Genomic DNA, 20421 nt, shown 5'->3' with positions numbered 1-20421 from the left:
CCGGACGGGTATTTCTATGTGAAGATGGGCGAACGTCTCTCGTGCCAAGACAGGGAAGGGACGACGCTTTTGCAACGGAATCGACGCAGGCGGCATGACCCGCCGCATCTAAGGCTCTGAAGGGGGCATTCAATAATGCGTACAGGCAATCCGTCATTCACCCGTCTGCTGGCCGGCGCCGCCAGCCTTATGGCCCTGTCCGTGGCCGCCCCGGCCACCGTGCAGGCCCAGGCCGTACTGGACGAAATCATCGTCACCGCGACCAAGCGCGCGGAAAACCAGCAGCAGGTGCCGATCTCCGTTGGTACCGTGGCCCCGGAAAAGCTGGATGCTGTGATGTCGGGCGGTGTTGACCTGTTGGCCTTGTCGGCGCAGGTGCCCAGCCTGTATGTGGAGTCCACCTTCTCCCGCACTTTCCCGCGCTTCTATATCCGCGGCCTGGGCAACAGCGATTTCGACCTGACCTCCACCCAGCCCGTGGGGCTGGTGATCGACGAGGTGGTACAGGAAAACCCGATGCTGCGCGGTTTCCCGCTGTTCGACGTGGAACGGGTGGAAGTGCTGCGCGGGCCGCAGGGCACTTTGTTCGGCCGCAACACGCCGGCCGGCACTGTCAGCTTCATCTCCAAGAAGCCGACACAGGAAACTGAAGGGTATCTGACCGCCAGCTATGGCTCCAAGAACACGATCGGCGCCGAAGGCGCGATCGGTGGCGCCCTGGTCGACGGCATCCTGTCGGCCCGCCTGTCGATGAAGTACGACCGCAAGGACGATTTCATCGACAACACCTTTACCGGTGAAAAGAACGCCGCGGGCGGCCATAACGAAGTCGCGGCCCGCCTGCAGCTGGCCTATGAGAAGGGCCCCCTGTCCGCCCTGTTCAATGTCCATGCCCGTGACCTGGACGGTACGGCCCGCGTGTTTGTGGCCAATGCGATCAAGAAGGGCAGCAACGACCTGTCCTCCACCTTCTCCCGCAACAGCGTGTTCCAGAACGGTCAGAACGCCCTGTCCGTGTCCAGCCAGGGCGGTAGCCTGAAGCTGGAATATGATTTCGACGGCGTGATGCTGACCTCCATCACCGGGTTCGAGACGGTGGATGTCTACACGCGCGGCGATATTGATGGCGGCGTGGCCGGCCGTGGCCCCGGCTTTGTGCCGTTCGACAGCGAAACGGCCGACGCCGTGCCGGACCATGCGCAATGGACACAGGAACTGCGCCTGTCTAATGCCGATGGCGAGCGGTTCCGGTGGCAGGGTGGCCTGTTCTATTTCAATGAGGACGTGACCGCCTACGGTTATGCCTATGGCAATGCTGCCGATCCGCGCGGCATCGCCATCTTCACCGACAGCCAGCAGGAAACCAAGACCTGGGCCTTGTTCGGTCAGGCCAGCTACGATCTGACCGAACAGGTCACGCTGACCGGCGGCCTGCGTTACAATGACGAAGAAAAGGATTTCGCCGTCATCCGCACCATGCCGGGCGTACCTGGCTCCACCACCGGCGGCGCCGAGCTGTCGGACGGGCAGGTGACCTGGGATCTCAGCCTGACCTACAAGGCGACGGATGATGTCAACCTGTTCGCCCGCGTGGCCAACGGCTATCGCGCACCGTCGATCCAGAGCCGGCCGCTTTTCTATTTCGGCAACAACATCAACCGCGACGCCCTGTCCATCGCCAAGGCCGAAACGTTGATGTCGTATGAAGCTGGCGTGAAGTCGGACCTGTGGGAACGCAAGGCCCGCCTGAACGTCACCGCCTTCTATACCGACATTGAAGATCAGCAGTTCACCGCCGTCGGTGGCGCGTCGAACAACAACACCCTGATCAATGCCAAGGGCGGCGAAGGGTATGGGTTTGAAGCGGAACTGGAACTGCTGCCGGTTGAAAACCTGATGCTGACCGGTGGCCTGTCCTACAATCACACGGAAATCAAGGACAGCACGCTGCGCATTCCCGTCTGCGGCGGTGGCTGCACCGTCACCGACCCGGTGGTGAACGGCTTTGCCCAGTTGGATGGCAATTCCTTCCCCAACGCGCCCAAGTGGATCTTCTCTGCCAGCGCGCGCTACGGCATCCCTGTGGAAGGGGGCGAGATCTATGCCTTCACGGACTGGAACTACCGCTCCAAGGTCAATTTCTTCTTGTACACGTCGCGGGAATTCTACTCCGACAGCAAGCTGGAAGGCGGCCTGAAGCTGGGTTACGTGTCGGATGATGAAAAGCTGGGCGTGGCCATTTTCGGTCGTAACATCACCAACGAAAAGTCGCTGGAAGGCGCCATCGACTTCAACAACCTGACCGGCATCGTCAACCAGGCCCCGTTCTATGGCGTGGAGCTGACCTCGAAGTTCTAAAGCTTTTGTGTTCCCTCAGGCGCCGGGCGGCGGCATCCGCCGCCTTGGCTTACGCGGCACGTGCCGCGCGTCGGCAGTCGCCGCCGGAGCGGTTTCCCCCATCTGGGAAACCGCTCGCCTTCGGGGATGTATACGTGTGGAAAGGGCCGCGCCGGGGGATCGGGGCGGCCCTTTTTCAATCAAGGGGTCAGGCTGCGATAGCGTTCCCACCACAGCGCCCGCGCCTGCGCTTCATCCACCACCTCAATCGGGGCGGTCCACAGCTTGCCGCGATAGCCGGCACCGATATCGCGGCGGGCCAGCCTTTCCGGCCAGCCCATCAACTGAATGGCCTCTGACACCGCGATGATGCGATCGGCCTTCTTGATCAGGTCAGTATCGGCGGGGGACAAGGGCCAGGGCAGGCCCGCAGCCAGGAACAAGGCCCGGTCCAGCCGCGCCTTCACCTCCTTCAACCCCGCCGTGGCGAACAGCTTGCCATAGGGGGTGACCACATCACCCAGCCCCCCGCCTTCATGCAGGTCATGCATCAGGGCCGCCCGGCGCAGGGCGGGGCCGGCATCAGGCGCCAGCAGGGTGACCAGCACCTGTTCCAGCAGCACCGAATGCTGCAGAACATTGTAGGCACAGTCACCGCGCGTCTGTCCGCCCCAGCGGGCCACGCGAGAGGCACCGGTCACCCAATCCTCCAGCACGATATCTGTGGGGGAGGGGTCATAAAGGTTCACCCAACGGCCCGACCGCATCAGCAGGTTGGTGCGCGGCGCATCCAGATGGGTGGGAACGGGGTTGGGTCTGGTCATGGGGGCTCAAAACAGGATGCCGGGGCAGGAAGGGCCCTATGGCAGCATCCCGATCCCGCCGCCGTCAACCCGGAAGCGGGCCTGTCGATTGCCGGACCATCAGTTCAAAATCAAGCTGGCGCACCGGCTCACTTTCTCCATCGCCAATCAGCAGGTCGACGGCCGCCGCCGCCATGGCCATGGTGGGCTGCCGGATGGTGGTCAATGGCGGCCAGATGACCTGCGCGATGGGGCTGTCATCGAAGCCCACCACCGACAGGTCACGGGGCACCTGCAGCCCGTGCTTGTTGGCGGCCGCCACCGTGGCCGCCGCCATATCATCATTGCCGGCAAAAATGGCGGTGGGACGGTCGGGCAGCGACAAAAGCCGTTCGGCCGCCGCAAAGCCGCTGGCGAAACTGAAATCACCGGGCACGATATGATGGGGCAGAAGGGTCAGGCCACGATCCGCCGCCGCCTGCTGAAAACCCCGCTGGCGCAGCATGGCGGCACCATGGTCGGGATGGCCCAGGATCATGCCCAGCCGATGATGCCCCAGATCAGCCAGATGCTCCGCCGCCAACCGGGCCGCCGCCTGATCATCCATACATACATGGGCCGTGCGTTCCGGATCAGTCCGAGGGGCAATACGCACCAGGGGCACATTGGCGGCGGCAACGGCATCCAGAACATCCTGTCGGTCCACCAATGGCGGGGTCAGGATCAGCCCATCCAGGCGGAACCGCGTGGCCACGCTCACCATCAGGCGGGGCAGATTGGGATCATCCGCCTCACAAGGTTCGGTGAGCAGGTGATAGCCCTTCTCCTGACAGCGCCGGATGGCCCCGCCCTTGATATCGGCCATATAGTTGCTGGACGGGTTGTCATAAAACAAACCGATCAGATAGGACCGGCGACCGGCCAGCGAGCGGGCATTGGGATTGGGTCGGTAATCCAGATCGGCCACCGCCGCCCGTACCCGTGCCAGCGTGTCCTCGGCCACCCGCCCCTCATTGTTCAGCACGCGCGACACGGTCTTGGTCGACACGCCCGCCCGCCGCGCCACATCGAAGATGGTGGCGGCCCGTGCCGGCACCGGTGCCCGGTCATTGGCGGCATAAAGCTGAAAATCGGTCAAGGAACGCCCCCTCCTGCCCGGACCTTCACATCCGGTACATTGTGGGTTTAGCATGGATCGCCGCATCTGACAACGTTGTCCAATCCGGACAGGGCCGGGACACCTGTTTTGTCGGCCGATGACGACCTGAATTTGACTGGAAGATTGTCGCAGCGCGGGGAAATCTTGTCAGTGACACCGGTGACAATTACCCTCGCCCTCCAGGGCCGACGTTAGTCCGGCCAGGATCAGGCAAGGGGATGGCGATGCAGGGGATTGGAGTGACGCGGCGGTCGCTGCTGCTGACGGCGGCGTCCGGGTTGGTTCTGGCATCGGGGGCGCAAGCAAGCCCTGCCAAGGGGCCGGTGGTGAAGACGGCCGCCGGCCGGGTGCGGGGCCGCACCCTCAGCGGCGTCCATGTCTTTAAGGGTATCCGCTATGGGTCCGACACCGGCCCCCGCCGGTTTCAAGCCCCCCTGCCACCCACCCCCTGGAAGGGGATCGTCGACGCTGTCGATTTCGGTCATGCCAGCCCCCAGGGTTCGAACGAGGCGAACCAGTCAGAGGATTGTCTGTTCCTGAATGTCTGGACGCGTGGCTTGAGCGATGGGGCCAAACGACCTGTCATGGTCTATATCCATGGCGGCGCCTATGCCAACGGGTCGGGGTCCGACCCGCTTTATGACGGTACCAGGCTGGCGCTGCGCGGCGATGTGGTGGTGGTCACCCTGAACCACCGGCTTAATTTATTCGGGTATCTCTATCTGGCGCGTCTGGCGGGGATGGAAGATGAACGGTTTGCTGACAGCGGCAATGCCGGACAACTGGACCTTATCCTGGCCCTGCAATGGGTGCGGGATAATATCGCAGCATTCGGCGGTGACCCTGGCAATGTCATGCTGTTCGGTCAATCGGGCGGTGGGGCCAAGATTGCCACACTGATGGCCATGCCCGCGGCACGCGGGCTGTTCCACAAGGTCGCGACCATGAGCGGGCAGCAGGTGACCGCCGGCGGCCCGCGCAACGCCACGGCCCGCGCCGTTTCGGTATTGAAACAATTGGACCTTTCGGCGGATCGGGCCGGAGCGGAAGCGTTGCTGTCGCTGCCGGTGGAACGGTTGAAGGCCGGGTTGAAAGCCGTGGATCCCATCGCCGGATCGGGCGGTGTTTATGCCGGCCCGGTTCTGGACGGGCGCAACCTGCCCCGCCATCCGTTCTTTCCCGACGCGCCCGTCTTGTCCGCCGACATCCCCATGATCATCGGCAATACCCATGACGAGACACGCAGCCTGATCGGTGGCGGCGATCCGGGCGCCTTCTCCCTGACCTGGGAGGCGCTGCCGGATAAGCTGTTCCCCGCCATGCGGGTGGACATCGCCCCGGAACCGGTGATCGCTGAATATCGCCGCCTTTATCCACAATACAGTGCCAGCGACGTGTTTTTTGCCGCGACCACCGCCGGCCGATCCTGGCGCGGGGCGGTGGAGGAACTGGAGGCCCGGGCGAAACAACCAGCAGGCACAGCGCCCACCTGGGCCTATCAACTGGATTTCCGGTCACCGCGCGATGGCGGCAAATGGGGTGCCCATCACACGCTGGACATCCCGCTGGCCTTCGACAATACCGACCAGCCCGGCAGCCAGACGGGTGACGGCCCCCAAGCCCGGCAAATGGCCGCGAGGCTGGCCGATGCCTTCATTGCCCTGGCCCGGACAGGCAATCCTAACCATTCTGGGCTGCCGGATTGGGCGCCCTATGACCTGGCCCGACGGCCCACATTGATACTGAACGACGAGTGCCGGATGGTGGATGATCCACGCGGGGCGGAACGCCGCCTGTTCGCGCAAGTACCCTTCATTCAGTTCGGAACATGATCTTGCCCCAAACCGCGCGGACCTGGGCCACAATGTCCACAGATCCCCCATGTTCGACACCGGACGGATCATCGAATGCTAAAACCCGTCAGCGCTTCGCGGCCGGTGACCGCTGACGGCGAGCGCTCGGCCGTTAGCGGCGCCAGCGGTTGCGATGAACCGACTGTGTCGGGCAATCTGGTAACGAGGAATTTGCCGTCATCCTGTCCCAGTTTTCACCCGCAGACGCGGTCGCCCTTTTGGACAGGGTGCGCTGCGGTTTGCGGACAGCCGGTTTCCGCAGTGCCGGCATGGTCGGGTTGACGGATACTGGCCACGTTGCCGCCCTGACCACGGCTGCTGGTTCTGCGCTTTACTTTGCCAAAGGTGCTGGTCGTGACCATGTGCATCTGGCTGGTTCCCTGACCGCCTTGCCTGTGGGGAGTGTGGGGGAATACCGATGCCAGCCTGGTTGTTTATCCCTTGCCTCAAATTACCCTCAACCACCCTGTTCGTTAGATTCTATCCTTTCAGGATTCATTGTTCATGACCCGTTTATCCCTTTTATAACAATGTGTTGTTACCCGACCCTGTGCCATCGGGTACGGCTTCCTGTGCCATGGCTTACGAGTCCTTGTGCCGGTTCTGACGGCTTGTTGTGCCAATCTGTCCGGCTTCCAGGGCCATATCTCACGCCCACACCCTCAATCCTGTGCCATATCTTACGGGGCCACCCTCAAGCAAGGTTGAGAATCAAGGATTTGTGCGGCTTTTCGCGGCTTTTCTGTGACAGATCGCACGGGGTTGGCACCTCGGCCAGCCCCCTGGCGCCGTGCTACGGGCTTCCTGTGCCGGATATCACGGGGGCGATTCCCTTGCTGTGCCAGTGTTCACGGCCCCCCGATCCTACCGATTCTCCGGTTTCGGCCGTTCTTGTGCCGGATTGCACGGGCATTATCAGGTTTGGCGTCCTCTCTGTGCCGGATTGCACGGATCAGAATCGGCATTTCCAGTCCTCACTGTGCCATCTCGCACGGGGGTGATAATTCCTGCTTGATCCCTGTGCCCTGCAGGTGATGGTCTGTCACAGTGACGTGACTCACAGGCTCTTTGGCACTGAGACAGTGCGCGTGGGGGGATCAATGGCGGCGCAGGCGAATGCGGTCAAACCGGACATGGTCCGGCCGCGCATTACAGGCAATGTCCTTGACCTGTCCACCGACCCAACCCTGCCCAAACCGCGCACCCAGATCGAGGTGATGGAGACGGGTAATGGCCTGACACTCGCGGATCGTAAGCTTTTCAATGTGTTGCTGGCCTATAGCTGGGACAAGCTGGCCGATCCGGAAGCGCCGCTGCCGCCCTTCCGGGCCTCCACCGCCGATCTGCGCCGGGCCATCGGTGATGATACCGAAAGCAACAATGTGCGTCTGCGCCAATCCTTCGACCGGCTGATGCAGACATTGGTGCGTTTCCCCTATTGGAGCGAGGCCGACCAGCAATTGAAAGAGGGGGGATCGCCGCTGCTCTCCTTCCGGGCTCTGCCGCGCGGTTCGGGTTATGCCGAATGGGAATTTCCGCCCAAGCTGCGACCGCTTCTGGCCAAGCCCGGCGCCTGGGCCCGCATCCATCTGGCCATCTGTGCTCAGTTCTCCTCCAAATATTCGCTGGCGCTGTATGAACTGCTCAGCCTGCGGGTCAATCTGCGCGAACCGCGCTGGGAAGTGAGCCTGGACGATCTCCGTGAAAGCCTGGGCTGTGCCGACAAGATGCCCAATTACGCCCATTTCCAGCGTCGGGTCCTTGACCCCGCCGTGGGAGAGATCAACGAGCTTTCGGGTCTGGTGATCGCGTATCAGGAAATCCGCTCCAACGGGCGCGGCCGCAAGGTGGAGAAACTGCTGTTCGATGTGAAGAAGAAATCGAACAGCGAGTTGGTGGCGACGGCCCGCATCACCGAATTTGCCAAGGCCCCGGTGGGGCGGGCGGCCCCGTCAACCAATGGCCGCGATCAGGACACGCCCGATCTGGAAGATGGCCGCACCGACCGCGAGCGCGGCCCGGCGGGCACGCTGGGCCTGATCCAGCGTGTATCGCTGGGGGTGATTGAGGAATTGATGGCCCAATATCCCGACGTGGACATGCAGGCCGCCATCTTTAGCTGGGCTGAATGGGCCATGCGGCAGAAAGAACCCTGCCGCAACCCGTCCGCTGCCTTCCGTGCCTGGTTGGAGAAGCTGCATCCGGCCGCCTCGGCCCCTGTACGGTTGACCCCCGAAGGATCGGAACCGCCCGTCCTGTCCGCCACTGCACAGCGGGCGCTGCAGTTCCTGACGGGTGAACCCTATGCGGTGCGCGCCAAATGGTATCGCAAGGCCCAGAGCCTGGGGGCACCGGACATGCGCGCCGCCACCGCGCCGGAGAACATTGTGCGCTGGATTGCCCTCGTGGCGGATGATGTGACCAAGGCCCTGCGGGTGTAAGCCGCAGGGGCCCTGCTGCGCGTCCCTTACCGCCCCATCAGTTCCCGGTCGAAAAACGCCTTGGTTGACAAGAAGTAATGCGCGGCCAGATTGGTGTCGTAAAAACCATGGCGTTCGCCGGGATAGAACATCATGTCGAAGGGCTTGCGCGCCTGTTGCAGGGCGGCGGCCATGCGGACGGAATTGTCGAGGAAGACATTGTCGTCGGCCATGCCGTGGATCAGCAATAGCGGCTTTGACAGTTTGTCAGCCAGTTTGGTGGCGTCGGCCCGGTCATAGACCCCGCCCTTGGCATCGGGCATACCGATGAAACGTTCGGTGTAGAATGTATCATAGAGCCGCCAGTCGCTGACCGGGGCCGCCGCCACACCCGCAGCGTAAAGATCGCCATGGCGCAGCAGGCTCATCAAGGTGTTATAGCCGCCGTAGGAATGGCCATAGATGCCGATGCGGTCGCCCTTCACAAAGGGCAGCGTCTTCAGATATTGGGCACCGAGCGCCTGATCATCACTTTCGATGGTGCCGAAGGCGTTATAGATCTGGTCCAGGAAGGCCTTGCCCTGGCCCGGTGTGCCACGATTATCGAGCATAAAGACGACGTAACCCGACTGGGCCAGCGCCTGCAGGAACAGGCTGGTGCGGCCGCCCCAGCCTTTTGTGACGACGCGGGAAGTGGGACCACCATAGGTATAGAGGATGGCCGGCGCCGGGTTAGCGGCATCCACGCCGGGCGGCTTCAGCATCGACCAGTGCAGGGTGGCCCCGTCCGGGGCCTTCAGGGTGCCATAGACCGGCAGGATATGGTTGGCCCGATAGGGGGCGTAGGGGTGCGCCCCCTCCACCTTGTTTTCCTGCAGCCAGGTCAGTACCTGGCCGTCGCGGTTACGCAAGGAGAGCTGTGGCGGCTGTGTCGGGCTGGAAAAACTGTTCAGCCAGACGCCGCCGGCATCGGCCAGGACGGCCCCGTGCCAGCCTTCGCCCTGGCTGACCCGTCGGGGGCTACCAGCGTCCCGGCCATCCAACCGTGCGGTATAAACATGGGTCTCAAGCGGCCCTTCCCGATGGGCTGTGAACATGACAATACCGGTCTTGGTCTCAACACCGGCCAGGGATTTGACCGGCCATTTGCAACGCGTGATGGCGTGCAGGCGTTTGCCATGGCGGTCATGCAGGTAGAGATGGCGCCAGCCGGACTGTTCGGATGACCAGATGAACCGACCATCCGCCAGGAAATACAGATCCTTGTGCAGATCAACCCAGGTGGATTGGGTGTCGGACAGGGCGAGGCGGGTGCGGCCGGTCTTTACATCGGCGAACAGCAGGTCCAGCCGTTTCTGGTCCCGGCTGATGCGCTGCACGGCCAACCCGCCATCCGGTTTCCAATTGACCCGCGCCAGATAGATATCGGGGTCACTGCCGAGATCGATGGCGACAGGTGGGGCGGAGCCGTCGATGGGCGCCACCAACAGCCGAATGGCGACATTGGGCCCGCCCGCAAACGGGTAACGCTGTGGAATGACCTTTACCCCGTCGGCGCCGTAATCATATCGGTTGACCAGTGGCACCTTGCTTTCATCCACACGGGCATAGGCGATGGATTTGCCGTCGGGCGACCACCAATAGCCAGTGTCGCGGTCCATCTCCTCCTGCGCCACAAACTCGGCCATGCCGTTCAAGATGGCGTCCTTGCCACCATCGGTCGTAATGGCCCGTTCCACGCCCGTGGAGAGCGACTGAACATACAGGTTGCCGGCCCGCACATAAGCGATATGGGTGCCATCAGGGCTGAATTTCGGGTCGGTTTCCGCCTCTTCGGTACGGGTCAGGCGACGGACAGGACCGGTGAGTGGTTTCAGCCAGATATCACCCGATTTCGGGACCAGGATGGCCAGGCCCTGATTGTCCCAGACATATTCGGTCACCCCGGTTTCCGGGATGCGCTGCCGTTCCCGCCGTGCGCGCTCCTCTTCGCTTTCCGGCACGGCAGCGAATTCGGTGCTGTCCAGCAGCAGCACGGGCTTGCCCTGTTTCAGGTCATAGGCCCAGAGGTCGCGGCGGCTGGCATCGCTGGCCGCGCGCTCCAGATAGGTGACGCGGGTGCCGTCGGGAGAGAATTCCACCCCGCGCGGGGCCGCACCCGACAGGGCGGGACTGGCCACCACACGGTCGATGGTCAATTGTTCGGCGGTGGCGGGCAGGGCGGACAGGCAGGCCAGCAGAAGGGCCGAAAGGGAGGAGCGCATGGATTGCTTTCTTGTTTGGGCATTGAGGTCTTTGTCGCGCCAAGTCCGGTGAAAGGCAATGGGCAGCACAACCGCGTGTCAGCCGGGAGGAGCGGCCTGCCGTCAGCTATCGGTTCCGGACCGTTGCCACCCAATCGGGCAGCCGCTCCATCGGTGTACGGCCCCCGCCGACAATGCGGCGAAACTGATCGAACTGCTGGGTTGGCGCTGGTTGCGGCAGACCGGAAACAGCGCCGGCGCTGAAGGCACCTGAACGCACAGAGCATGTCCGGTCAACAAACGCACGCGCTCAGGGGCTACTGGTTCAGATAGTGCCAGCCGTCGGTCCAGCCCTTGGCGATCAGCCGGCGGACAATCTCCCTGTACCGTTCCTTGGCGCATTTCAGAAGGGGTGCGTCCGCCAGCAGGCATTGCAGAGCGGCACAGTCCCTGTCCAGCTTGTGCAGGGCGTGCAGCTCCTTGAAGAAACAATCCGTGTCATAGGTGCCCACCGCTGCCTGATCCACCTCTGCCCTGGTTGGAAAGTTCATGTCCATCAGGTTCAGAATGGTAGTCGCATCACGACCGGTGCCAATGACGATGACAAAATTTATTCTATCAATGATATTCTGACCGAGGATAAATTCAATTGAATAGATCAGATCTTTCTTTTCAGCTTCTCTCTGTAAGTGCCGCACCTGATTATTATGAGATTGACTGGTTGCCGCCAGTTCCTTCCTGGTCAAAGCCAGTTCTTCGCGGGTCAGGCGCAATTCCTTCACCTGCAGCCGCAGAGAGGCAATCAGGATCATAAAGCTGAAAAAGGCAAAAATGGAATTGAGGGTGCCACCGACGAAATCACCGAACTGGCCCCAGACGTCCGGTTTTCCGGCTGGCAATTCGCCATAAACGCTGAAATAGAACGTCCAGACCGCGATAATCAGGGCAACCGATCCCAATAGAATTTGGCCGGCACGATTGGCGATCTTTTCAATGAAGTCGGGTGGGTCCTGATTGTCGGGGATAGAGCTTTGCATATTCTTATCAGCATAAAATTCTACCAATAAGAGTATTATGCATATGGATGCGGCTGCCGCAATCAATCTTCTGCCGGCCTTCACCCAGGGGAGGCGGCCGGCAGAAGACAGGTCAGTCTCACCCCAGGATGCCCGGCAGGTTCAGGCCCTTTTCGCGTGCGCAGTCGCGGGCAATGTCGTAACCAGCGTCGGCGTGGCGCATAACGCCGGTGGCGGGGTCGTTCCACAAGACCCGTTCCAGACGGCGGGCCGCCGCATCCGTACCGTCGGCGACGATGACCACGCCGCTATGCTGGGAGAAACCCATGCCCACGCCGCCGCCATGGTGCAGCGAGACCCAGGTGGCCCCCGAGGCGGTGTTGAGCAGGGCATTCAGCAAGGGCCAGTCGGAGACGGCGTCGGAGCCGTCGAGCATGGCCTCTGTTTCGCGGTTGGGGGAGGCGACGGAGCCGCTGTCGAGATGGTCGCGGCCAATGACCACGGGGGCCTTCAGCTCGCCGTTTGCCACCATCTGATTGAATGCCAGGGCCAGACGGTGACGGTCGCCGAGGCCGACCCAGCAGATGCGGGCGGGCAGGCCCTGGAACTTGATTTTCTCCCGCGCCATGTCCAGCCAATTGTGCAGATGGCCATTGTCGGGCAGCAGTTCCTTGACCTTGGCGTCGGTCTTATAGATGTCTTCCGGATCGCCCGACAGGGCTGCCCAGCGGAAGGGACCGATGCCGCGACAGAAAAGCGGGCGGATATAGGCGGGCACGAAGCCGGGGAAGGCGAAGGCGTCGGCTACCCCTTCTTCCAGCGCCATCTGCCGGATATTGTTGCCATAATCCAGCGTGGGCACACCGGCCTTCCAGAAATCCAGCATGGCGCGGACCTGTACCGCCATGGAGGCGCGGGATGCCTTTTCCACGGATTTCGGGTCGTCTTCGCGCGCCTTGGCCCATTGATCGAGCGTCCAGCCGGCGGGCAGGTAGCCGTTGATCGGGTCATGGGCGCTGGTCTGGTCGGTCACGGCATCAGGCCGCACGCCACGGCGAACCAGTTCGGGGAAGACATCGGCCGCATTGCCCAGCAGACCGACGGAGACGGGTTTTTTCGCCTTGCAGCTTTCAGCGATGATGGATAACGCCTCGTCCAGGCTGTCGGTGGCGCGGTCCAGGTAACCGGTGCGCAGGCGCATGTCGATGCGCGAGGGCTGACATTCCACCGCCAGGCACGACGCGCCGGCCATCACGGCCGCCAGCGGCTGGGCCCCGCCCATGCCGCCCAGGCCGCCGGTCAGGATCCAGCGCCCAGCCAGGCTGCCGCCATAATGGCGGCGGCCCACCTCGACAAAGGTTTCATAGGTGCCCTGGACGATGCCCTGGGTGCCGATATAGATCCAGCTTCCCGCCGTCATCTGGCCGTACATCATCAGGCCCTTGGCATCCAGCTCGTGGAACTTGTCCCAGGTGGCCCAGTGCGGGACGAGGTTGGAATTGGCGATCAGGACGCGCGGCGCATCGGCATGGGTGCGGAAGACGCCGACAGGTTTACCGGATTGCACCAGCAGGGTCTGGTCATCCTCCAGATCGCGGAGCGCCGCGACGATCCGGTCGAAACTGGCCCAATCGCGCGCAGCCCGGCCGATGCCGCCATAGACCACCAGTTCCTCTGGCCGTTCGGCCACGTCGGGGTCCAGGTTGTTCATCAGCATGCGCAAGGCGGCCTCGGTCAGCCAGCTTTTGGCGGTGCGGTCGGTGCCGTGGGGGGCGCGGATCACGCGGGTATTGTCGATGCGAGACATGTTTTCCCTCGGTTACTTGGGGTCCGTCGCCCAGCCGATGCAGGCGGTCAGGATAGTGCGCAGGGCCTTTTCCATCGGCGCGGCATAGGCCGCGTCATAGGCGGGGGGCCAATTGTCAGGCGCCGGGTCGTCGTCGGGTTCCAGCAGGTAACCGCGCGTCGCCAGCTCCATCTGCACCGCATGCACGCCCTTGGCGGGCTGTCCGTAATGACGGGTGATGTAGCCGCCCTTGAAGCGGCCATTGGTCACGCGGCTGAACTGTGTGGCGTCACACGCCGCCTCCATCACGCGGGTCAGGCCGGGATCGCAGCTTTTGCCCTCGAACGTGCCGATGTTGAAATGCGGCAGCAGCCCGTCGAACAGGCGCGGCACCCAGGACCGGATCGAGTGGCAATCATAGAGCACCACGCGCGGATGCGTGCGGCGCAGGCGCAGGATTTCGGCCATCAAGGCGGCGTGATAGGGGGCGTGGAAGTGTTCGCGGCGGCGCAGGACCTCCATCGCGTCGGGTTCCTGGCCCGGATGATAGAGGGGTTCGCCGTCGAAGGTGGTCAGCGGGCAGAGGTCGGTCGTGGCCTGTCCGGGATAGAGTGAGGCACCGTCGGGTGGGCGGTTCACGTCGATCATGGTGCGCGACAGGGTCGTCTGCACGATGGTGGCGCCCAGGTCGCGGGCGAAGAAGTAAAGTTGCCCCACCCACCAGTCGGCATCCTTGCGCGCCCGCCAGGGATCGGCCAGCGCATCCTCCAGCGCCCAGTCAATCTCCGTTCCCGCATGCGGGATGGAGAGGATCAGGGGGGCGGTGCCCTGGTGGATGATCAGCCAGTCGGGTGTTTCGGTCATGGCGATGTCCGTTGGGGTGGGGGTGGGTAACGCGCGCCCTCATACTCTCCTTTTCGTCATCCCCGCGAAAGCGGGGACCCAGCGAGAGGCGCGGTTAGCGCCGATATGAGTCATATCGCGGCTATCGCCGCTTACGCTGGGTCCCCGCTTCCGCGGGGATGACGAAGAGAAGGGGCGAGGGAATGGATTGTTTCACACCCCAGGCAGCTCGACACCGCCCTTCGTCACCGTCCTGATCAGGGCACCGGTGCGGACCAGGGTCAAGGCGGCGGCGATGTCGGCGTGGAAATAACGGTCGTCAGTGAGCGTCGGGACTTCGGCGCGCAGGGTGGCGCGCAAAGCCTCCAGCACCGTGGAACTGGTCAGGGGCGCGTGAAAGTCACAGCCCTGGGCGGCCGACAGATATTCGATGGCCACCACGCTGTCGGCGTTTTCCACCATGGACAGCAGGCGGCGGGCCCCATGGGCCGCCATGGAGACATGGTCTTCCTGGTTGGCCGAGGTGGGGATGCTGTCGACGCTGGCCGGGTAGGCGCGCTGTTTGTTCTCCGACACCAAGGCGGCGGCGGTGACCTGCGGGATCATGAAGCCGGAATTCAGGCCGGGCTTCGGCGTCAGGAAGGCGGGCAGGCCGGACAAGGCCGGGTCGACCAGCATGGCGATGCGGCGTTCGGACAAGGACCCGATTTCGCACACGGCCATGGCGATCATGTCGGCGGCAAAGGCCACCGGTTCGGCGTGGAAATTGCCGCCGGACAGCACGCTGTCATCTTCGGTAAACACCAGCGGATTGTCGGAGACGGCGTTGGCCTCTGTCAGCAGCGTCTGGCCCGCCTGACGCAGCAGGTCCAGGGCCGCCCCCATCACCTGCGGCTGGCAGCGCAGGCAATAGGGGTCCTGCACGCGGATATCATCCTCGCGGTGCGACGCGCGGATGGCAGAGCCGTCCATCAGGCGGCGCAGCGTGTCGGCCACCGCGATCTGGCCCTTATGGCCGCGCAGCAGATGGATGCGCGGGTCAAAGGGCGTGTCGGAGCCTTTGGCGGCCTCCGTCGATAAAGCACCGGTGGCCAGTGCGGAGCCGTGCAGGCGTTCGGCCTCAAACAACCCGGCCAGGGCATAGGCTGTGGAGAATTGGGTGCCGTTCAGCAGGGCCAGGCCTTCCTTCGGCCCCAGGGTCAGGGGCGACAGGCCGGCGGCGCTCAACGCCTCGGCGGCGTTCATGCGCGTGCCCTTGGCGGTGACCTCGCCATGGCCGATCATGGCAGCGGCCATATGCGACAGGGGCGCGAGGTCACCCGAGGCGCCGACCGAGCCCTGGGCCGGGACCACGGGCAGGATATCGTGATGCAGCAGGGCTTCCAGCAGGTCGAGGGTTGCCGGCTTCACGCCGGACGCGCCTACGCCCAGGCTGGCCAGTTTCAGCGCCATCATCAGGCGCAACACGTTGCGCGGCATCGGATCGCCCACGCCGGCGGCATGGGAGAGCACGATGTTGCGTTGCAGCAATTCGAGATCGTCCGCAGCAATCCGCACCGATGCCAGCTTGCCGAAGCCGGTATTCACGCCATAGACCGGGTCGCCCTTGGCGATGATACGGGCGATAGTGGCGGCAGAACGTTCAACCGCCGGCCGGCAGGCGGGTTCCAGCGTGACGGCGGCACCCTGATAGATGCGACGCCATTCGGACAGGCTGACAGCGCCGGGGCGCAGCGTAACGGTCAACAAATCCGACATCAATTCCCCCTGTGGATACGGGCATGCAGGGGATTGAACCCCATGCGGTAGACAAGTTCGGCGGGACGCTCAATGTCCCAGATGGCGAGGTCGCAGTATTTCCCGGCTTCCAGCGTGCCCACCGAAAGCTGGCGGCCCAGCGCCTTGGCCGCATGGCGGGTGGCGCCCAGCAGGCACTCCTCCACACTCATCCGGAACAGGGTCGCCGCCATGTTCATGGACAGCAACAGAGAGGTCAGCGGCGCCGTGCCGGGGTTACAGTCGGTTGCCACCGCCATAGGCACGCCATGGGTGCGGAACAGGTCGATCGGGGGCAGTTTGGTATCGCGCGTGAAATAATAGGCGCCGGGCAGCATGACGGCGACGGTGCCCGACTGCGCCATGGCGCGCACGGCGGGTTCATCGACATGTTCCAGATGGTCCGCCGACAGCGCCCCGCATTGGGCGGCCAGGGCGGCGCCCTGCAGGTTGGAAAGCTGTTCGGCATGCAGCTTGATGGCCAACCCATTGGCCTTGGCGGCGTGGAAAACCCGGCGGACCTGGGCCAGGGAAAAGCCGATGCCTTCACAGAACCCGTCCACCGCATCAGCCAAGCCTTGCTGGGCCACCTGCGGGATCATGGTGCGGCAGACCAGATCAATATAGGCGTCGGGATCGTCGGCAAATTCCGGCGGTACCGCATGGGCGCCTAGGAAGGTGGTGGCGATGCTGACGGGGCGATGGTTGGCCAGCGCGCGGGCGGCACGCAGCATCTTCACCTCGTCCGCCAGGGTCAGGCCATAGCCGGACTTAATTTCCACCGTCGTCACGCCCTCGGCCAGCAGCGCGTCCAGACGCGGCATGGTCTGGCAGGTCAGTGCCTCCAGGGTCGCAGCCCGCGTGGCCCGCATGGTGGAGAGGATACCGCCGCCCGCCCGCGCGATTTCTTCATATGTTGCACCCTGCAGGCGCCGTTCAAATTCATGCGCGCGGTCGCCGGCATGGACCAGATGCGTGTGGCAATCGATCAGACCGGGCGTGACCCAGCGGCCCTGAAGGTCCGTCGTCTGTGCTGCGGTGAAGGTGGGGGCATCGGCAGCGGCACCGGCGAAAATGATGCGGCCATGCTGCGCAGCAATGAGCCCATCCTCAATGATCCCCAGGCCGGGCAGGTCGGGGCGCATGGTGGCCAGCCGCGCGTTTGTCCAGAGGTGGTCAGCCTGCATGGGTGGGGCTTTCCGTCCACTCAACGCCTTCCCGGCGAAGGCCGGGACCCAGGGGCCAAGCGCCCGACCGGACGGGCTTGTTATAAAACGGTTCCAGCCAAGGCGTGGCAGCAGCGGCCCCTGGGTCCCGGCCTTCGCCGGGAAGGCGGGTGGAGGATGTCATCACGGGATGACCACTGAACCAATGCCGCATGCCCAAACCCTTTCCCCACTGAACCGTCTGGCGTCTGTCGCGCTGGTTTTTCCCTGTTTTATGTCTATACATTATTTATGTCTATACATTAATATGAGGTCAGAGACGAAATTCGGGGAGCGGGTGATGGCCGGGTTCTGGTTTCAGCAGGCGCTGCTGCCGGGTGGATGGGCGGAGGGGGTGCGGGTGGTGGAGCAGGGCGGCGTGATCGCGTCTGTAACCATCGGCACGGCTCCTGAACCCACCGACGAGCGTCACGTCATCGCCCTGCCGGGCCTGCCCAACCTGCATTCCCATGCCTTTCAGCGCGGGATGGCCGGATTGGCCGAGAGGCGGGGGCCGGGGGAGGATAGTTTCTGGACCTGGCGGGAGGTGATGTATCGCTTCGCCCACCGGATCGGCCCCGACGAGATGCAGGCCATCGCCGCCATGGCCTTTGTCGAGATGCTGGAGGGCGGGTTCACCCGGGTCGGCGAGTTCCATTATATCCACCAGGATGTCGATGGCCGGCCCTATGCCGACCCCGCGGAAATGGGGGCAAGGCTGGCCCAGGCTGCGGCGGAAACGGGGATTGCGCTGACCCTGCTGCCGGTCTTGTACCAGTATGGCGGTTTCGGCGGGCAGGCGCCGGGGCCAGGGCAGAAGCGGTTCATCAACAGCATCGACGGCTTCACACGGGTGGTGGAGGCCAGCCGGGCCGCCCTGTCCACGCTGCCCGACGGAGTGGTGGGCGTGGCGCCGCACAGTCTGCGCGCCGTGACGCCGGACAGCCTGTCCCATGTGCCCGCCCTGGCGGCGGGTGGCCCCATCCATATCCATATCGCTGAGCAGGTGAAGGAAGTGGCCGACTGCCATGCCTGGTGCGGGCAGCGGCCCGTGGCGTGGCTGTTCGACCATATGGCAGTCGATGGCCAATGGTGTCTGGTCCATGCCACCCAAATGGATGCGGCGGAGACGGCGAAGCTGGCGGCCAGTGGGGCGGTGGCGGGCCTGTGCCCCATTACCGAGGCCAATCTGGGCGACGGGATTTTCAATGGAAGGGATTATCTGGCCGCTGGCGGCCTGTTCGGCATCGGATCGGACAGCAATGTCCTGATCGATGCGGCAGAAGAACTGCGCAGCCTGGAATATGCCCAGCGTCTGGCCCATCGGGCGCGCAATGTGCTGGGTCGGGCAGATACGCCCTCGACGGGGCGAGCGTTGTTCGACGGTGCGCTGACCGGCGGGGCGCGGGCGCTGGGCCAGAAGGATGTCGGCCTGTCCGTGGGGGCGGCGGCGGATTTTCTGACCCTGGACGCCACACAGCCCAGTCTGACGGCGCGGCGCGGCGATGCCCTGTTGGACGGGTTTATCTTTGCGGGGCAGCGCATGGTGGACGGGGTTTGGCGGCGGGGCCGGCGCGTGGTAAGCGGGGGCCGCCACATCGTGCGCGACGCCGTCGCCGCGCGTTACCGTCTGGCGCTGGGAACCATCCTGTCATGAGTTTGGACGATACAAACCTGTCGCTGCATGCCCGTATCCGGGCCGATATCGAGGGGGCCATCCTGTCCGGCACCCTGAAGCCTGGTGACCGTATCCCGTTCGAACATGAGCTGATGACGCAATATGGCTGTGCGCGCATGACGGTGAACAAGGCGCTGTCAGGGCTGGTGGAGGCGGGGCTGCTGGAGCGGCGCCGGCGGGCAGGCACCTTTGTGTCGCGTCCGCAGATCCATATGGCGGCACTGGCCATCCCCGATATCCAGGCGGAGGTGACAGGACGGGGCCAGATCTACCGACTGGAACTGCTGTCGCGCGACGTGTTACCAGCGGCGTCAGTCGACCCAGAGCGGATGCGGCCGCCCCGCGGGGCCAAGGTGCTGGCGCTGACCTGCCGGCATCTGGCCGATGGCGTGCCCTTTGCCGTGGAGGAACGGTTGATCAGCCTGAAAGCTGTGCCAGAAGCCGCAACGGCGGATTTCACCGAAGTGGCGCCGGGCTCCTGGCTGCTGGCGCATGTGCCGTGGACAGAGGCCGAGCATCGCATCACCGCCGCGCCCGCCGCGCGGCTGGCCGGTGCCCTGGGCGTGGAGGAGAGCACGGCCTGTTTGATCCTGGATCGCCGCACCTGGCGCGGGGACCAGCCCATCACCCATGTGCGGCAGGTGTTTCCGGGGGCGGGCTTTGATCTGGTGGCGCGCTTTACCGGTGCCGGGGGGGCTGCGGCATGAGCGGACTTCTGCTCCGCGCGGCGACCCGCGTATCGACGCCCTGGAAGAATGGCGGGGGCGAGACAACGACGGTGGCCGTTTTCCCGGAAGGGGCGGGCCTGTCGGATTTCGACTGGCGCATCTCCATCGCGCGGGTGGATGGGGATGGGCCCTTTTCGGCCTTTCCGGGCATTGACCGAACCCTGACCCTCCTGACGGGCGGGTCCCTGGCGCTGAACGGCCATGTGCTGACGCCCGACAGCGCGCCGTTCGCGTTTGATGGGGCCCTGCCGATGCAGGCCTTGGTGACCGGTGGGCCGGTGCATGATCTGAACGTCATGACACGGCGCGGGCGTTTCAGCCATTCCGTGGCGCGGGTGCGCGGGCCGGTCGCGCTGGGCGGCGTGCCGGCGGTGCGGCTGCTGCTGGCGCTGGAGGACGGTTATCGGGGCTTGAGCCGCTGGGACGCGCTGCTGGTCGGTCCGCATGAGGTGGCAAAGGTAACGGGGGAGGGGACGGGTTTGCTGGTGGTGATGACGGAACTGCCAGGGTAAACTCACCCGGACTATGGATGATGAGAGTGCCCCCGTCCGGAGGCCGTAACTTGTTTTCCGTT

The 20421-nt window shown here is 64.0% G+C and carries 14 protein-coding genes; 6 read left to right on the top strand and 8 right to left on the bottom strand.

The window, feature by feature from the left end:
• The first annotated feature begins 135 nt into the window (after window positions 1-135).
• On the top strand, window positions 136-2358 hold the full coding sequence (locus tag CHU95_RS21575) for a TonB-dependent receptor (protein WP_094458433.1): 2223 nt from the start codon (window positions 136-138) through the stop codon (window positions 2356-2358).
• Window positions 2359-2537: 179 nt separating this feature from the next.
• Here the strand turns inward: CHU95_RS21575 and CHU95_RS21570 are convergent, their stop codons facing one another.
• Window positions 2538-3161 carry a hypothetical protein gene (locus CHU95_RS21570; protein ID WP_094458431.1) on the bottom strand — a complete coding sequence of 208 codons (624 nt, stop codon included), beginning with the start codon at window positions 3159-3161 and terminating at the stop codon, window positions 2538-2540.
• Between the two features lie 64 nt (window positions 3162-3225).
• Window positions 3226-4278 (bottom strand): LacI family DNA-binding transcriptional regulator, encoded by a 1053-nt coding sequence (locus CHU95_RS21565; protein WP_245838439.1) that lies wholly within the window; start codon window positions 4276-4278, stop codon window positions 3226-3228.
• A gap of 245 nt (window positions 4279-4523) precedes the next feature.
• Between CHU95_RS21565 and CHU95_RS21560 the strand changes: the two genes are divergently transcribed.
• Complete coding sequence (locus tag CHU95_RS21560; protein WP_094458619.1) at window positions 4524-6131, top strand: carboxylesterase/lipase family protein; 1608 nt, start codon at window positions 4524-4526, stop codon at window positions 6129-6131.
• A gap of 1121 nt (window positions 6132-7252) precedes the next feature.
• Entirely contained in the window at window positions 7253-8593 is a 1341-nt protein-coding gene (locus CHU95_RS21555) for a replication initiation protein (protein ID WP_165772302.1), read from the top strand.
• Between the two features lie 26 nt (window positions 8594-8619).
• Here CHU95_RS21555 and CHU95_RS21550 read toward each other — a convergent pair whose 3' ends face one another.
• The 6 genes from CHU95_RS21550 to hutI form a co-directional block, all read right to left on the bottom strand.
• Window positions 8620-10836 carry a S9 family peptidase gene (locus tag CHU95_RS21550; protein WP_094458427.1) on the bottom strand — a complete coding sequence of 739 codons (2217 nt, stop codon included), beginning with the start codon at window positions 10834-10836 and terminating at the stop codon, window positions 8620-8622.
• Between the two features lie 296 nt (window positions 10837-11132).
• The gene (locus CHU95_RS21545) at window positions 11133-11852 is read right to left on the bottom strand and encodes a hypothetical protein (protein WP_094458425.1); all 720 of its coding nucleotides are present in this window, start codon (window positions 11850-11852) and stop codon (window positions 11133-11135) included.
• Between the two features lie 118 nt (window positions 11853-11970).
• A complete protein-coding gene (gene hutU / locus CHU95_RS21540) occupies window positions 11971-13638 on the bottom strand; it encodes a urocanate hydratase (protein ID WP_094458423.1) in 1668 nt (555 codons plus the stop codon).
• A 12-nt stretch (window positions 13639-13650) separates the two neighbouring features.
• Window positions 13651-14481 carry an N-formylglutamate deformylase gene (gene hutG, locus CHU95_RS21535; RefSeq protein ID WP_094458421.1) on the bottom strand — a complete coding sequence of 277 codons (831 nt, stop codon included), beginning with the start codon at window positions 14479-14481 and terminating at the stop codon, window positions 13651-13653.
• Between the two features lie 192 nt (window positions 14482-14673).
• Window positions 14674-16218, bottom strand: coding sequence for a histidine ammonia-lyase (hutH, locus tag CHU95_RS21530; RefSeq protein ID WP_094458419.1), 1545 nt, complete (start codon window positions 16216-16218; stop codon window positions 14674-14676).
• Complete coding sequence (gene hutI, locus CHU95_RS21525; RefSeq protein WP_094458417.1) at window positions 16218-17423, bottom strand: imidazolonepropionase; 1206 nt, start codon at window positions 17421-17423, stop codon at window positions 16218-16220. The genes hutH and hutI overlap by 1 nt, the downstream gene beginning before the upstream one ends.
• A 319-nt stretch (window positions 17424-17742) precedes the next feature.
• On the opposite strand from hutI, the gene CHU95_RS21515 reads away from it, so the two are divergent.
• The 3 genes from CHU95_RS21515 to CHU95_RS21505 are packed head-to-tail and all read left to right on the top strand — an operon-like array spanning window position 17743 to window position 20359.
• Complete coding sequence (locus tag CHU95_RS21515; protein ID WP_094458413.1) at window positions 17743-19098, top strand: formimidoylglutamate deiminase; 1356 nt, start codon at window positions 17743-17745, stop codon at window positions 19096-19098.
• Window positions 19095-19826, top strand: coding sequence for a histidine utilization transcriptional repressor HutC (hutC, locus tag CHU95_RS21510; protein ID WP_094458411.1), 732 nt, complete (start codon window positions 19095-19097; stop codon window positions 19824-19826). The genes CHU95_RS21515 and hutC overlap by 4 nt, the downstream gene beginning before the upstream one ends.
• Window positions 19823-20359: a HutD/Ves family protein gene (locus CHU95_RS21505; RefSeq protein WP_094458409.1), complete on the top strand. Its 537-nt coding sequence runs from the start codon at window positions 19823-19825 to the stop codon at window positions 20357-20359. The genes hutC and CHU95_RS21505 overlap by 4 nt, the downstream gene beginning before the upstream one ends.
• The last annotated feature ends 62 nt before the right edge of the window (window positions 20360-20421 follow it).

Origin of the sequence: Niveispirillum lacus (assembly GCF_002251795.1) — a bacterium.
GTDB lineage: Bacteria > Pseudomonadota > Alphaproteobacteria > Azospirillales > Azospirillaceae > Niveispirillum > Niveispirillum lacus.
Note: the sequence above shows the minus strand (reverse complement) of the source record. Positions and strands in the feature narration are given on the sequence as shown.

Excerpts from the sequence above, each read along its gene's own strand:
- CHU95_RS21550 (WP_094458427.1), bottom strand. The coding sequence starts at position 10,836 with ATGCGCTCCTCCCTTTCGGCCCTTCTGCTGGCCTGCCTGTCCGCCCTG.
- hutG (WP_094458421.1), bottom strand. The coding sequence starts at position 14,481 with ATGACCGAAACACCCGACTGGCTGATCATCCACCAGGGCACCGCCCCC.
- hutI (WP_094458417.1), bottom strand. The coding sequence starts at position 17,423 with ATGCAGGCTGACCACCTCTGGACAAACGCGCGGCTGGCCACCATGCGC.
- hutC (WP_094458411.1), top strand. The coding sequence starts at position 19,095 with ATGAGTTTGGACGATACAAACCTGTCGCTGCATGCCCGTATCCGGGCC.
- CHU95_RS21560 (WP_094458619.1), top strand. The coding sequence starts at position 4,524 with ATGCAGGGGATTGGAGTGACGCGGCGGTCGCTGCTGCTGACGGCGGCG.
- CHU95_RS21575 (WP_094458433.1), top strand. The coding sequence starts at position 136 with ATGCGTACAGGCAATCCGTCATTCACCCGTCTGCTGGCCGGCGCCGCC.
- CHU95_RS21570 (WP_094458431.1), bottom strand. The coding sequence starts at position 3,161 with ATGACCAGACCCAACCCCGTTCCCACCCATCTGGATGCGCCGCGCACC.
- CHU95_RS21515 (WP_094458413.1), top strand. The coding sequence starts at position 17,743 with ATGGCCGGGTTCTGGTTTCAGCAGGCGCTGCTGCCGGGTGGATGGGCG.
- hutH (WP_094458419.1), bottom strand. The coding sequence starts at position 16,218 with ATGTCGGATTTGTTGACCGTTACGCTGCGCCCCGGCGCTGTCAGCCTG.
- hutU (WP_094458423.1), bottom strand. The coding sequence starts at position 13,638 with ATGTCTCGCATCGACAATACCCGCGTGATCCGCGCCCCCCACGGCACC.
- CHU95_RS21505 (WP_094458409.1), top strand. The coding sequence starts at position 19,823 with ATGAGCGGACTTCTGCTCCGCGCGGCGACCCGCGTATCGACGCCCTGG.
- CHU95_RS21545 (WP_094458425.1), bottom strand. The coding sequence starts at position 11,852 with ATGCAAAGCTCTATCCCCGACAATCAGGACCCACCCGACTTCATTGAA.
- CHU95_RS21555 (WP_165772302.1), top strand. The coding sequence starts at position 7,253 with ATGGCGGCGCAGGCGAATGCGGTCAAACCGGACATGGTCCGGCCGCGC.